Origin of the sequence: Phaeodactylibacter sp. (genome assembly GCF_022763345.1) — a bacterium.
In the GTDB taxonomy this organism is placed as follows: Bacteria; Bacteroidota; Bacteroidia; order Chitinophagales; family Saprospiraceae; genus Phaeodactylibacter.
In genome coordinates this window covers 1-14,233 of the sequence record NZ_JALEGS010000020.1, presented here as the reverse complement: position 1 = coordinate 14,233, position 14,233 = coordinate 1, and the positions used below count along the sequence as shown (strand labels likewise).

Sequence of the window (14,233 nt, the reverse complement as noted above, 5' to 3'; positions counted from 1 at the left end):
CTTATTCTACAAACATAGTGACACGCCCGTCTCTTACTGTAAAGACGTCAGCATCATCAAAGCGGGCAACAACTTCTCCATCAAATAGAGCTTCCACCCGGTTAGTGGCAGGGTCAATTGGGAGAAATAGTACCCGTACTGTATGGGTTTCGGTATTCAAATATCCCTCATTTCTGACTGCATCATCCAGTTGCATCATCCGCCCTTCAGCTCCGTCTAATAACACAGTCCCCCCTTCCCGGACCACTTCCTCAGGGACATTAAGTATCTCCGTATCCATGCTTTGACTGAAAATTCTTTCCCCTTCATATCGAATGTTCATAAATGGGAAGAGGCGAAAACTATAGGTATTTTCAGTGGAATCATAACTTGCCTGATACTGAAAGGTATTCGGGCTACCAGCAGACCATCCCTTGAATCCGGATGTGTTCCCAAGAGGCAGCCACAGAAAATCATTGAGAAAAAAGGCGATGGTGTCATTAGCAAGAAAGTCTTCTTCTGATGGATACGAGGTACTATCGTAGTCAGTAGTAAGTTGAACGCACCCCGATCCGATCAGGACAAGGAGCAGGCAAGAAACGAAATGTCGCATAATCAAGTTTTTAAAGTTCAACCGTAAAGCCAAGTGTCCCAAAAAATGCATGCTGCCGGAGCGTCAATTGTTGAGGATATACCGAGGGCCTTGTCGGTCCAAAAACATTTAACCGCTCTACCCGCTGTTTTACTTCGGCGTAGGTGTAATTAGCAGAGACCTGCAAACTGACTGGACCAAAGAGGGGGGCTTCTGCGCAGATTCCTGGCATAATCATCCACCCTCCTTCGCCTGTGAACCGATAGAGGTTCTCCCGGTACTTCAGGTCTGATAAGCTAATAAACGTTTCAGTAATATCCTCCATTCTAACCTGACGATAACCGCCAAGCAGATTAAAAAAGACCCGGTCACCATTGGGGCCTTCTCTTAGCAGAAGAGTTGGGCCGCCCAGAAGCCACCAATCACTACCTGCATTGGAAACCGCCTCATGCCTAACCTGAGCAAGCCTGTCATACATATCCCCGACTGCTGCCGGAGCGGGCTGAAAACCCACCATTACAGACACTCCAAGAGATTTACCCATGGGCAACCACCTGCCAGCAACCTGTACCCCGGGGCCATCTTCAAGACTTGGCAGTTGCTTAGCGGCATCAGGGCCATAGTCGGATTCTCGACTCCAAGAGCCGATACTGAGATACGCGCCTGCTGAAATGGAGAAAGGACTGTGGTACTGCGCTGATAACGGAAGGGCTAACAGACCGACCAGAGCAAAGATGAGCGTGCTAATTTGCATGATCGAAGGGGTTGTTTGACAGTAAAACGCCAACAATAACACAATGTTGTTTTGTTAAGGCCTTACTGCTACCTATAGTAATCCGCCATTTCCAACAACACATCATTCACCAGATCATACCAGCGGTAGTGACTATGGTGGGTGGACAGGGCTATTGTCGTTTCGTATTCCGGCAGGTACATGAGAATAGAGCGGTAGCCCATCAGGGCACCCGTATGCCCGAAGTGTTTGATCCCGTGATCGTCCCACATGCGCATACCCAGCCCGTAGTGGTCACCACCTTGTTCGTAACCCAGGTCCTGCTGCATAAGCTCCAGGGATTGTGCACTAACCAGTTTGCCTTTGAAAAGTGCATGCCCAAAACGTGCGACATCTGCCGGTGTGGCTACGATAGCACCCGCTGCACCAACTGCCGAGAGGTGATATTCGTAAGCCCGGCCGTTATCTGCCAGGCTGTCAATGCGATGGCGCCGGTCGCTAAAGTCATCGTAAATCGTTTGATTGAGCCCGGCCGGCGTAAAGATGTATTCCCGGAAGGCATCTTTCAGTGGCTTTTCCAGTACGGTCTCCGCCAGCGCTCCAAGCAGGTAAAATCCGGTATTAGAATAGTCGTACCCCTGCCCGGGCGAAAACCGGGGGCTTCGGACTGCCGCAAAGCGGTAGATATCTTTTTCATCCCAGGTCCGGTATTTCCAGTTGCCCCGGTAAAAGGAAGGGTGGTTGAGGTGGTCAATGACACCTGCGGTATGGCTAAGCAGTTGCCGGATCGTAATGCTGCTGCCATTGGGCAAGCCCGGTACCTCAAGGTGCTCCGTCAGGCGGTCATCCAACTCAAAATAGCCAAACTCTACCAGCCGCATTATGAGCGTAGCCGTAAATAGCTTGGTGATGCTTGCCACTCTGAAACGATGATTAGGATCAAGCAGCTGCCGGCGAGCAGCATCGCTGTGCCCGTGGACCACAGTAGACAACTGACCCTCCGGCCCGATCACTGCGGCGGAAACGCCCTTGAGATTAGCAAGCCGCTCCTGACAAGTGGTCCGGACCGTTTCTTCGAGGTGTTGCTGAGCCGTATGCCCGTATTTTACTTCGAGCTCCAATCGCTTAGAGCGTATTTCCCGCCCATCATCAGCTTTGATGGTGATGTAGTAGGTCCCGCGGTCCAGCCGCGTAGGCTGCCCGTACAGTTGAAGCAGGTAGGGGTCGAAGGTGATCCAGTCCGGCAGATGTTCTGCCCGGATATTCACAATATCGTTATCGATATCCTCCACTTCAATGTCCAGCTCAAAAGGCTGTTCTGTAAGAACTTCTATGGTGCCATCCTGAGGCGCAAGAAATATCGGCGGGGTATTAAAGGGGTCGGAAAATGCAAAAGCCAGCCCTGAAAAGAGCAGTGATGCTAGCAGAAGTCGCCAATTTCTCTTATTTTTCATAAAGCCGCCGGGAAAGTTGAAATGTGCAATATACAAATATGAACTTGCTGTTAAACCAGTCTGCTGTTAAAATTTCCGCTTCAGCAGCATTAGTACCGAACACAGACAGTGGCTCCTTATTTTACGTCCAAGCCCGATAAGCATCAACGGTATTCCGTTTGGATTGTTTCAATACCGACAGCTCTTAACCAATATGGAAATATCACACACGGAAGAAAACTATCTGAAGGCCATTTTCAAAATTTCTGAGCGCAGGAATAAAGCGGCCAGCACGAATGCTATTGCTAAAGAGATGAGTACGAGTGCAGCCTCGGTCACAGATATGGTCAAACGCCTCTCTGATAAAGACCTCATCCACTACGAACGCTATAAGGGGGCCACCTTGACCGACAAGGGCCAGCGTATCGCCACCCACCTCATCCGAAAGCACCGCCTTTGGGAGGTTTTCCTGGTAGATAAGCTCTCTTTCTCTTGGGATGAGGTGCATGAAATCGCCGAACAACTCGAACATATCAAATCGCCTAAGCTGGTAGAGCGCCTCGATGCCCACCTGGGGCTACCCAAATTTGACCCCCACGGCGACCCCATACCGGATGCCGATGGCAATTTCGCACAGCGCAGCCAGGTCCTGCTCAATGAGATGAAACCAGGAGACAAAGGCGCCATTGTGGGCGTAAACGACCACACCTCGGGCTTTCTCCAGTACCTCGACCGCATGCAGCTGATACTGGGTACGCAGGTGGAAATCCTGGAATGCTTTGAGTACGATGAATCGGTGAGAGTACGAATTGGAGCAGACCGGGAACAGCTACTCACAAAGAAAGTGAGTCAGCATCTTTTTGTACAAAAGGAAGTGGGTAAGCCTTAGAATAGGTTTCGGAAGGCCTGCTAGTACATTTTCTTGATCCGGTCCAGATCCCGTTTCACATCTTTCTGCTTGATGGAATCCCGCTTATCGTAGACCTTCTTACCCTGAGCCAGCGCTATTTCCAGTTTAGCCAGCCCGCGCTCGTTGATGTACAGGCGCACCGGGACAATCGTCAGCCCTTTTTCCTTGAGCTGCTTTTCCAGTTTGCCCAGCTCCCGGCGTTTAAGCAGTAGTTTTCGGGTACGGCGGGACTCGTGATTAAACATATTGCCGTGCTCATACTCCGCAATAAAAAGGCTTTTGATATACAGCTCCCCTTTCCTGAAAAAGCAGTAGGCATCCCGCAAATTGGCATTGCCCTTCCGAATCGACTTTACTTCCGTACCGTGCAGCATGATACCTGCCTCAAAAGTATCCAGAAAGCGATACTCAAAGCCTGCTTTGCGGTTGATGATCTCTACGTCGTGTTCTTTGGTCTTTCTTATGCCCATTCGTCCGGTTTTCTACAAGTCCACTTAGTCTAACCACAATGAAAACTGAATAGTTCACCTAACAGCGGACTGTGCGCCACAGCACGAAGCCATGACGCACAGTCGCCGTTGGTATCCTTAATGCAGCTACTGTTCTGCTGCTTTCTGTTTTTGTAAGGGAGCCATTTTTTCTGCGGGGGCCACCTTTATATTCGGATTAGCTTTCAGCATTTTCTGCTTGCGGATGGACTGCCCGGCACGGGTGGCAATCATATTCTTGCCCGGCTCAAGGCTCTCTTCCAGAAAGTCAGTCATTTTCTGGTAAAGGTGCAGGCGGGCGTTACCGCCGTAGATACCGTGATTTCGGTTTGGGTAGAAATAGGTATCAAACTGCTTATTCGCGGCGATCAGGGCATTCGCCATTTCGGCGGTGTGCTGAAAGTGCACGTTGTCATCCCCCATACCATGCACCAGCAGATAGTCCCCTTTCAGACGGTCCGCAAAGTACACCGGTGAGTTGTCCCGGTAGCCGGACTCGTTCTCTTTGTAGGTCCGCATGTAGCGCTCGGTATAGATGGTGTCGTACCACTTCCAGTTGGTGACCGGTGCGACAGCAATGCCGGCTTTGAAAACGTCATTGCCCTTTAGTACACAGAGGGAGGACATGTACCCGCCATAGCTCCAGCCGAAAATACCGATACGGTTTTCATCTGCGTAAGGCAGGCTGCCCAGATACTTGGCGGCCTCAATCTGATCAATCGTCTCGTAGTGACCCAGCTGCTGGTACGTCATTTTTTTGAATTCCTCTCCGCGCCCACCGGTACCGCGGTTGTCCACGCTTGCTACGATATAGCCCTGCTGCGCAAGCATCTGAAACCACCAGTAGTTCATGCCTTTCCAGGAATCCGTTACCGTTTGGCTGCCCGGGCCTCCGTAAAGGTACATGAAGACCGGGTACTGACGGTTTTCACGGAAATCGCGGGGCTTGATCATCCAACCGTTGAGCTCCACGCCCTCTGCGGTTTCGAAACTGAAAAACTCAACCGGCTGTGTACCATATTCCATTTGTTTGGTCTTCAGGTCTTTATTTTCTTCGATTACCCGAAGCGTGCGGCCTTTTTTGTCATACACGGTGTAGGTAGCCGGTGCATTGACTGTGGAGAATTGCCCCACGTAATAATCGTAGGTACTGCTAAACTGAGCGCTATTCCAACCGGAAGCACCAGCGATGATCTGACGGTTTTTGCCATCCAGCCCGATGCTGTATACCTGACGCTCCATAGGCGATTTGTCGGCAGCCTGATAGTAGATGCGGCCTTCTGCTTCGTTGACGCCATAGAGCTCAGTTACTTCCCATTCGCCATTGGTGATTTGCTCCAGTTTCTTCCCTTTCATGCTGTAAAGGTAGATGTGGTGCCAGCCGTCCTGCTCACTGCTCCAGACGAAGCGCTTGCCATCCTCCAGGAACGTCAGGTTGTCCAGTACGCTTTCGGCGATGTAGTAATCGTTTTCTTCTTTCAGTAAAAGCTTGGTCTCACCGGAGCGGGCATCAGCCAATAGCAGCTCCAGTTGATTCTGATGGCGGTTCATCCGGTAAACACACAGCTTGTCCGAATCTTTGGTCCACTTGATGCGGGGGATGTAAATGTCTTTCTCCTCGCCCAGCACCACCGGGAGCGACTTCGCCTGCCGCACATCGTAAATGTAGATATCGACGACTGCGTTCTGCTCCCCTACCTTAGGGTACTTAAATGTCTCATACTCCGGATAGAGGTCATCGTGGTAGTTGGTCATCGTAAATTGCGGGACCTCCTGTTCATCAAACCGGTAGTAGGCCAGGCGTTGCCCGTCTTCTGACCAGAAGAAGGCTTTTGCGAAGCCAAATTCTTCCTCATACACCCAGTCTGCAGAACCGTAAATGATTTTGTTCTGCTCGCCATTTGTAGTCACCTGTGTCACATTGCCGGTAGACAAATCCCGGTAATAGAGGTTGTTCTCATAGGTGAAGGCCACGCGGTCTGCCTGCGGGTTAAAAGTGGCGTAGCTGTGCTTGCCTTCGTCAAAAACGGTGGTCAGGGTGCCTGCCTTCCGGTCGTAGACAAAGTAATTGGCCTTCACAGAGCGCCGGTAGATGGACTCCGTACCGCTGCGGATGATCATTTTCGATTCATCGGCACTAAATTCGTACCCATCCACCTGTCCGGTAAAGTCTTTATTCTCCCGAACGGTAGCCGGGTCAAAAATGGTAGTGACCAGGGCACCGGTGGTGATGTCATACTGCTGTACCTTATTATCTTCCAGGCGGGTGTAATGTTTACCATCGTTCAGGAAGTTAAAGCCCGGCACAGACTTGGCAACATACTCGTAATCTTTCCAAATACCCTCGAGGGTGATATCCTTTTGGGCGTGCAATCCTGCGGCAATGGGCAGGAGTAACATGAACCATACTACTTTCTTCATATCGGGATTGGATTTTTATGTAATTCAACGTTGCGAAAATAGGGAATTCCTGAGGGATTGTTCCGCAAACCGGGGGTCTACTATTGGGAATGTCAGTGCGCCGCCCCTTCCAGATCCTGCAGGCGGGCCTGAATCTGCTTCAGGTTCTCCCGACGGGTGACCACCTTGGGAGCCGCGGCACGCTCTGTACAGTCTGCTACCGGGCAACGCTCGCAGGTTTTGTTGACTTCCCTGAACTGAATGGCCGGGTCGTCGAGAAAGGCAATCCGCTTTTTCACCTCCGGGGTAATCAGAATGCCTATCGTTACACTGACATTTTGATCGGGTGAAGGGTATGCCGGCCGGGCAATCGTCAGGCAAAAGTACTCATCAGCCGTACCGATATACCTGGATCGCTGGGCACGGACTATGTTGTCGACGTATTTCCCCTCCCGCTGCATTTGAAAAAGGTCTTTAAGCAACGACAAGGCCACCCAGCGCCGGCAGTAGTGCTCGAACAGTCCATTGCCGTGCGGGTGGTGGCGACGGCTCAGGTGGAGCTCTTTATCGATTTCAAATACATCCTCTCCCGGATCATGCAGGAAACGCAGGAAAAATAGTTTCCCCATTTCAAAGAATCGGGGCAGGATATTGGTGAGGCGGTGGTAAAACATTTCCGGCGTCGCCTCGTACTTTTTCATGATACTCAGGAAGGCCTCACCATCCCATTTAGGCTGGGCAAAGAAGGCTTGCATATCCGCAATGATAGGATCGTGCGGAATGTGCAGGGCGACAGAAAAGTAAATAGCCTTGGAATGGTTGATCACCTCTTCAAACACCCGCCCTTTGAGCAGGGAAGAAGTGCTCGCCCTTTCCTTCAGCTGCAACACTTCAAAGCCCAGTTCCTTACCGAACTGAAAGGCCCGCTGCATGGGGCTGAGCTTTCGGTTGAGCAGCAGTTTTTTGTCTTTGCTGATAAATACGGACCGCAGTGGTTTCAATTCCGGATAAGGATCAAGGCCATTTTCCACGATTTCATAGTGAAAGCGGTCTTCCAGGATTTGGCGCAGCGTAGCTTCGGGGATGGGCCGGGCTTCGGGTATTTCGTACAACTTTATGAAGCGGTCCACTTCCTCCTCCAGATCTTCGAAGTAATTGTTGTGCAATTCCAGATAAGCCCGTAGAGCCCCGAAGTAAAAATTCTCCTCCTTGAGCGCATAATTTCTGGACAATTCCAGGAGGGTGGAAATAAAAGCCCCAACCCGCACTGGTGCGTTCGCAATGATCTCCACTACTTTTGACAGCTCTATGCCGAAAAGGTCCAGGGGCAGCTCATTCAGAAAATTGGATTGCAATAACTCCCCAACCGGAGCCATACTTTTGCTCAACTCAAAGGAGGTCAATTGTGCTACCGGCACGCCGAGCGCGCCGGCCAGGGTTTCAATTTTATCCGGCTTCGGGTACTTTTTTCCTTTTTCAATCTCATTGAGGTAGGAGACCGATAATTTTGACGCTTTGGAAAGCGCTGCAAAGGAAAAGCCCTGTGACTGGCGCAATTGCTTCACTTTCAGCCCGAAAAGTATTCGCTCGTTTTGGGTTTTACTGCTCATAGACACCAAAAATAGGAGTTTTTTAGCGAATTTTCGCAAAACAGCTCATTTGTAACGCCCTATTCTCATGCTGCTTCCCGGATCCCCCCTCCTGCTCAAAGGAGAATCTGGAAGAAACCCTTCAGTTTACTGAACGTACAGCCCATACGGCGGTTAAACAGCTGCAAAAGACACCACTCAACACACTGGTTTCCAATCCAATATTGGAGGATAAGCCCAGCCTTAACATTTTGCGGAGCCTGTCTTGTCCAATTTTTCGTAATTTTGGAAGCTAAACAGCGCATGAGGCCAATTGCCGTGCTGTTCACACAATAATGTCTACCCATGAAAACCCAGTGTTTTAAACTGTCCTTTGGGCTGTTGGTCAGCTTGGTGCTTGCCTGTCAGCCCCTTTATGCCGACAGTACCCCCGAATTTGATGAGGCGACCATTATCGACCGCCTTGAACAAATTGAAGACCCCATCTTCGAGTTAAAGTACAATAATATCGTTGGTGCCTACATCAGAGGCTATCTCTACCGCCGGGAAGCCCGGAAGGCAGAGCTTGTCACCGGCAGAGCCGTGCTTTACTTCCCCACCATTGAAGCGCTTTTGGCTAAGTACAATATGCCACAGCAGCTTAAATACCTTCCTGTAGTGGAGTCTGCCCTTGACCCGCATGCGATTTCCCCGGTGGGCGCAGAAGGGCTTTGGCAATTCATGCCCGGCACCGCTGCTGATTACGGCCTGAAAGTCAACGACTATGTGGACGAGCGCCGCGACCCGCACAAGTCAACGGAAGCCGCCATCCACTATCTGAAAAAAGCCTACGAAAAGTATGGCGACTGGGCACTTGCCCTTGCAGCTTACAACGGGGGTTCAGGGCGTGTGAGCCGTGCGATCAAGCGGGGCCGGAGCAAAAACTTCTGGAAAATACGCCGGTACATGCCACGGGAAACCCGGAACTACGTGCCAGCCTTCATCGCTGCCACTTACCTGATGGAGTACTACAAAAGCTATGATATTCAGCCCGTCTACCCTGACTTAGAGTTGCAAATCACAGAAGCGATCAAGGTATACGATGCGATCAGTTTTTACCGTATCGGACAATTAACAGGGCTTTCCATTGAACGGATTAAAACGCTTAACCCTGCTTACAAACGGGACCTGATCCCGAACGATCCTACCGGAAATTTCCTTGTCCTCCCCAAGCGGGTCATGCAGGCCGTTAAAGATTACATGGAAGCCAAACGCCCCGATCACCTGGCGGATGCTTTTTTCGACGGGAGTCCTGTAAAAGCCTTACCGCCTATACCCGATCAGTATCACCAAACGGTCTATTTCGTGACTCAGAAGGAGTCAGTTACGGAAATTGCGGAGCGGCTCAAAGTATCCGTGCATCAGCTGATTGCCTGGAACCAACTCCGGACAGACACGCTGAGTGCCGGTCTGGAGCTGAAAGTTTTCTATCCCAAGGAAATTCGTCGCTTCAAGCCCATGCCACGGGTGCCAGACCTGGCTCAGCTGCCTGCTTTACCAATGCCGGCAGCCCTTTCGCTACCCGATGCCTACCAGCCACAATTGCCGGCTGTCCCTGCTTATTATGTGATGCGCAATCGTCAGCGTCTGCTTGAGTTTTCCAATCAGTTCCCGGCTGTGCCCGTCCATAATATCGTGGAAATGAACGGTGCCACTCCGGACACCAAACTCCGGGCGGGTGATGTGGTCAAGATTCCCTGGGAATTGCTCAGTTCAGTACATCCCAGCGAGTAAGACCTCGGGCATTAAAGGTATGCTCCACAGCGTTCAGGATAACCGTACAGGCCCATCGGATCTGCTCCTCCGTAATGATGAGGGGCGGGGCGATGCGCAAGGAGCGGTCATTAAACAGAAACCAATCCGTCAGCAGCCCTGCTTCAAGGCAGCGTTTGATGACCGCCTGAATGAAATCAAAATCAACCATTTCCACTGCCATCCATAAGCCGGCACTGCGTACTTCCCGTATGCCCGGATGTTTTAGCAAATCGAGAAAAAGCGCCTCTTTTTGCTTTACCTGTTGAATATAGTCTGTCGAAAGGAGCGTTTGCAAGGTTGCTAACCCGGCAGCACAGCTCACCGGGTGGCCTCCGAAGGTAGTGATGTGCCCAAGAATTGGTTTATCAGAAAGGGCCAGCATCACTTCGCGGCTCGCTACGAATGCCCCAATAGGCATACCGCCTCCCATCCCTTTGGCTAGTAGCAAGATATCAGGTACCACGTCATACTGCTCAAAGGCGAAGAGCGTGCCCGTCCGGCCATAGCCTGCCTGTATTTCATCAAAGATCAGTAAAGCCCCCACCTCGGTGCACCGCTGACGCAGTTTTTTGAGGTAGCCTGCAGAGGGCGGCCTTAAGCCCCATTCTCCCTGTACGGTCTCTACCACTACTGCTGCGGTTTGGGCAGTGATGTCTTGAAGGCAGGATTCGCAATTGTATTCAATGTGCCGAATACCCGGCAGCAAAGGGTGAAATGCCTGTGTAAAATCTTTAGGCCACATCAGGCTGGCGGCGCCCTGTGTACTGCCGTGGTAGGCCTTTTTGCAGGAAATAATTTCTGCACGCCCGGTGTAGCGCTTAGCCAATTTCATAGCTCCTTCGGTGGCTTCCGTGCCTGAATTAACGAAGTACACACTTTCCAGATTATCCGGCAATTGCCTGGCCAGCAACTCTGCCAGCTGAACTTGAGGTGCCAGGACAAACTCTCCGTACACCAGTGTGTGCAAATAGCGGTCTGCCTGTGTTTTAATTGCCTCTACCACTGCCGGGTGCTTATGCCCTAGGCAACTAACCCCAATTCCTGCAATCAGGTCAAGATACGTCTTGCCATCCTTATTGTGCAAGTACATGCCCTGCGCAGAATCAATTTCCAGCATCAACGGGAAGGCGCTCGTTTGGGCAACATGTTGCAAAAACAACTGACGAAGGTTCATAAATGGTATTTTTGTCCAACACTCGACAAGTGCGGTGAATTAAGTTTTGTTACTGCATCTTTTTGAACTCCCGCACCGTATTTAAGAAAACTGTGCCTGTTATCAAAATACTAAAGCGGTTGCCAGGGCTTTACAAGCACCTTTTAATCAGCGATATTAGTACAGGTATCTGCAAGGTACCCCGGCTTTTATTTATTTTTAGGCATTAAATGCAGGAAAACGGTGGGCTTGAAAAGCTACTTTTTTACGATTGCTGGTCTTAGTTTTCTGCTGTTCGGTTGTGAACAGGAGACCGCTCGTATGCCCGGCTACGAGGTGCATGGTATTGATGTCTCCCATTATCAGGCGGAGATTGACTGGGAGTCGGTTGCAGAGCAGGGGGTACAGTTTGCTTTTGTTAAAGCTTCTGAGGGCATGACCCTTATCGACACGCAATTTTGTGATAACTGGGCTGCTATGAAAGCGGTCAACATCCGGCGTGGGGCTTACCATTTTTTCAGGCCTCAGACTCCTGTATATGAGCAGGCATTCAACTTCCAGACGGCTGTACAGATTGAGCCGGGCGACCTTCCTCCAGTGTTGGATGTAGAAGTGCTGGACGGCGTGTCCAAAGTAAAACTAGTCAGTAGTGTGCTTACCTGGCTTTACCTTTCCGAAATCCACTATGGTGTCAAACCCATTTTGTATACCAACCTTAAGTTTTATAATAAATACCTGGCCGGTCACTTCGATGAGTACCCTTTATGGATTGCCCGGTACAGCCGTCGGGAGCCCCGCCCTGCCTGTGGCCGGGACTGGCAATTTTGGCAATACGGCAACCGTGGCAACCTGCAGGGTATAGAAGGACCAGTGGATTTTAATGTCTTCCAGGGAGATATCGAAAAATTGGACAGTCTGTGTTACTTCCCTGCTCCGGTGCTATCAGAAATGGCACAGCGCTAGGCCGGGGCATCAGACTTCAGGATAGCGATGTTCTTATCTGTTAGTTTGCTTAATGGTATAATGACCCGGCGGTCTTTAGCATCGAGTGTAATGGTACTGCTATCCATGGCAATAACTTTCCCGGCTACCCCATCTATTTCTACATTATCGCCAATACTGACTTTGCCTTTATTGTAGAAAGAGGCCAGAAAGTTGGCCACTATATTCCGGGAGGCAAATCCGTAGCCAATAGCAAAAGCAAACACGATGCCTGCCAAAATGATAGACAGGTTGTCCTGGATAAAGCCGGTATCGATCTTAGCCTGCGCCAGGGCAATCATAACGACATTGAGGAACAGAAAATAAAATACAATATTCGAAATCAGCCCGGCGGCCGGAATGGCCAGTGAGTCACAAGTGGTTTTGACAATATTCTTTAGAAAATCACTGATGAACAGTCCAATCACCAAAACGGCTAAGGCAGAAATCACAACCGGTACGTAGTTGAGGATATCGCCAACGAGCACGGAGATGACCTCCATGTTGAGGATATCTGTCGCTGCCACCACGAAAATGAATAGCAAAAAATAGTAGACGACTGTGGATAACAGCTTACTGGGTATGAGGCGTATGTTGTTATTGCTAAGTAGCTCAATCTCATTCAGACGCTCGGCAAGACGGTCTGCACCGATGGTTTGCAACATCTTACGGACCAGCCGCCGTGACATTTTGGACACGATCAGCCCGATGATTAATACGGCGAATGCGCCGAGCAAATTAGGAACTACGGCAGCAAAGCCCGCCAGTAATTGTTCAAGAATTTTCCACAGGTTAAAGTTGGTCGTGTCCACGGTGGAATGTTTTGAATTATTGGTTATCTGATTTCATCCAGGCCACCTTCCGGCAGTGAGGGCCCCTGACTATCCGGAGGTGCAGCCGGACCTTTTCGGTTTATGGTCTCCGGTCCGGCAGTAACTGGCTTTGTGTTAGCGTCTCCTCCTGCTGCCACAACCAGAACATCGACCATTTTGGGCACAAATACATCCAGCAATTGCCCCACCAAGCGGAGTGATTCGAAAGTTTGGAACAATCCCTGCTCCGTCCGCTCCTGTACATCAGGGCGAATCGCCTGCGCCTGCCGCTCTAAAAGCCGTTCGAAATTGTTCGGTCCTTCTTCCATGCCACTACATTATGGGTTGGGGGAACAAAGCCTCCCTCGTTTGTTGAGCTTTGGCTTTTGCCCGTTTGATTTTCATTTTCACTGCACTTTCGGTTTTGCCGATTATGTCTGCGATTTCTTTGATAGACATACGGTCCTGATACTTCATCAAAAGCACCATACGGTCGCTGTCTGGTATTTCCTGCAGGACCCGCTCCAGCTGATCCAGTTCTATTTCAAAAATGATTTTATCTGATACCTCTTCTTCTGCCAGGTCAGGGGCCTGCTCCAACTCATCAGAGAACAGGTCCTTTTGCTTCTTTTTCCGGCGCAGGTAATCGATGCAATAATTGTAGGTGATAGAATAAACCCAAGTCGAAAACCTTGATTGCTCCTTAAACCTCGACAAGTTGAGGAACACTTTTGTAAAGATTTCCTGAGTTGCATCCTGGGCCATCGCCTCATCCTTCAGCATTGATATGCACTTGGCATAGATCTTACCGACATAACGATCATAAAGCACCTTGAAGCAAGCAGCGGCCTGCGTTTCGAGATAACTATGAATGACCTTCAAGTCCTTCATCTCCTTATTGCAAGTGTTTTCCAAGGGGTACTTGTTTTTTACACTGCCCGCAACACTCCCTTTGAGGAATTATTGGGACGTAAGTTTCAGTAATAAGTTACTCCTAAATGCTGAACAGATACAAACTTTAACGTTTCAGCCTATGGAGTACCCGGTAAAGATAAATGTGCAATTAACAAATGAAGGGAGCATCTATTCAAGTATTGGAGCATTATGCTACGTGAGCCCTAATACTCCTTTACCTTCTATGTCGCGTTGAATATACAAGAAAGGGCTTTGATTGGCAAACGCCGAGTGCTAATCTGTACTAAAGATTGCCTTCAACGGCAACCGGGCTTCCGGGCAGTAGTGCCATGGCAGCCCGGTTGGGTGGCTGGGCTATAAAACCAGAAAGCCCCGCTGCGGTATTCTGCAACGGGGCTTCTGCTAATTTGAGCTGGCAGCGACCTACTCTCCCACTTTCGTAGTACCATCGGCG

The 14,233-nt window shown here is 50.2% G+C and carries 13 protein-coding genes; 3 read left to right on the top strand and 10 right to left on the bottom strand.

The annotated features are described in order from the left end of the window. Position 1: 1 nt before the first annotated feature. The 3 genes from MRY86_RS04890 to MRY86_RS04880 all read right to left on the bottom strand — a co-directional run bounded on the left by MRY86_RS04890 (position 2) and on the right by MRY86_RS04880 (position 2,758). On the bottom strand, positions 2 to 592 hold the full coding sequence (locus MRY86_RS04890) for a hypothetical protein (RefSeq protein ID WP_044217405.1): 591 nt from the start codon (positions 590 to 592) through the stop codon (positions 2 to 4). 10 nt (positions 593 to 602) lie between these two features. After that, on the bottom strand, positions 603 to 1,325 hold the full coding sequence (locus tag MRY86_RS04885; protein ID WP_293565931.1) for a hypothetical protein: 723 nt from the start codon (positions 1,323 to 1,325) through the stop codon (positions 603 to 605). A 68-nt stretch (positions 1,326 to 1,393) separates the two neighbouring features. After that, on the bottom strand, positions 1,394 to 2,758 hold the full coding sequence (locus MRY86_RS04880) for a serine hydrolase (protein WP_293565930.1): 1,365 nt from the start codon (positions 2,756 to 2,758) through the stop codon (positions 1,394 to 1,396). A 193-nt stretch (positions 2,759 to 2,951) separates the two neighbouring features. Between MRY86_RS04880 and MRY86_RS04875 the strand changes: the two genes are divergently transcribed. Continuing rightward, positions 2,952 to 3,626 (top strand): metal-dependent transcriptional regulator, encoded by a 675-nt coding sequence (locus MRY86_RS04875; RefSeq protein WP_293565928.1) that lies wholly within the window; start codon positions 2,952 to 2,954, stop codon positions 3,624 to 3,626. 20 nt (positions 3,627 to 3,646) lie between these two features. Here MRY86_RS04875 and smpB read toward each other — a convergent pair whose 3' ends face one another. The 3 genes from smpB to MRY86_RS04860 form a co-directional block, all read right to left on the bottom strand. Next, positions 3,647 to 4,117 carry an SsrA-binding protein SmpB gene (gene smpB, locus MRY86_RS04870; RefSeq protein ID WP_293565926.1) on the bottom strand — a complete coding sequence of 157 codons (471 nt, stop codon included), beginning with the start codon at positions 4,115 to 4,117 and terminating at the stop codon, positions 3,647 to 3,649. Between the two features lie 126 nt (positions 4,118 to 4,243). Next, positions 4,244 to 6,556, bottom strand: a complete 2,313-nt coding sequence (locus MRY86_RS04865; RefSeq protein WP_293565924.1) for a S9 family peptidase — start codon at positions 6,554 to 6,556, stop codon at positions 4,244 to 4,246. Positions 6,557 to 6,648: 92 nt separating this feature from the next. Further along, complete coding sequence (locus MRY86_RS04860; RefSeq protein WP_293565922.1) at positions 6,649 to 8,145, bottom strand: helix-turn-helix transcriptional regulator; 1,497 nt, start codon at positions 8,143 to 8,145, stop codon at positions 6,649 to 6,651. A gap of 324 nt (positions 8,146 to 8,469) precedes the next feature. On the opposite strand from MRY86_RS04860, the gene MRY86_RS04855 reads away from it, so the two are divergent. Then, positions 8,470 to 9,897: a lytic transglycosylase domain-containing protein gene (locus tag MRY86_RS04855; RefSeq protein ID WP_293565920.1), complete on the top strand. Its 1,428-nt coding sequence runs from the start codon at positions 8,470 to 8,472 to the stop codon at positions 9,895 to 9,897. Here MRY86_RS04855 and MRY86_RS04850 read toward each other — a convergent pair. Then, entirely contained in the window at positions 9,872 to 11,092 is a 1,221-nt protein-coding gene (locus MRY86_RS04850) for an aspartate aminotransferase family protein (RefSeq protein ID WP_293565918.1), read from the bottom strand. The two genes, MRY86_RS04855 and MRY86_RS04850, sit on opposite strands and share 26 nt — an antisense overlap. A 228-nt stretch (positions 11,093 to 11,320) precedes the next feature. On the opposite strand from MRY86_RS04850, the gene MRY86_RS04845 reads away from it, so the two are divergent. Beyond that, entirely contained in the window at positions 11,321 to 12,034 is a 714-nt protein-coding gene (locus MRY86_RS04845) for a GH25 family lysozyme (protein WP_293565916.1), read from the top strand. On the opposite strand, the gene MRY86_RS04840 is transcribed toward MRY86_RS04845, so the two are convergent. Genes MRY86_RS04840 through MRY86_RS04830 form a run of 3 tightly spaced genes read right to left on the bottom strand, consistent with a single transcriptional unit; the run spans position 12,031 to position 13,755 of the window. After that, entirely contained in the window at positions 12,031 to 12,864 is an 834-nt protein-coding gene (locus tag MRY86_RS04840) for a mechanosensitive ion channel domain-containing protein (protein WP_293565914.1), read from the bottom strand. The two genes, MRY86_RS04845 and MRY86_RS04840, sit on opposite strands and share 4 nt — an antisense overlap. 23 nt (positions 12,865 to 12,887) lie before the next feature. Continuing rightward, entirely contained in the window at positions 12,888 to 13,193 is a 306-nt protein-coding gene (locus MRY86_RS04835; protein WP_293565912.1) for a hypothetical protein, read from the bottom strand. Between the two features lie 4 nt (positions 13,194 to 13,197). Further along, positions 13,198 to 13,755 carry a sigma-70 family RNA polymerase sigma factor gene (locus MRY86_RS04830; RefSeq protein WP_293565911.1) on the bottom strand — a complete coding sequence of 186 codons (558 nt, stop codon included), beginning with the start codon at positions 13,753 to 13,755 and terminating at the stop codon, positions 13,198 to 13,200. Positions 13,756 to 14,233 lie beyond the last annotated feature (478 nt).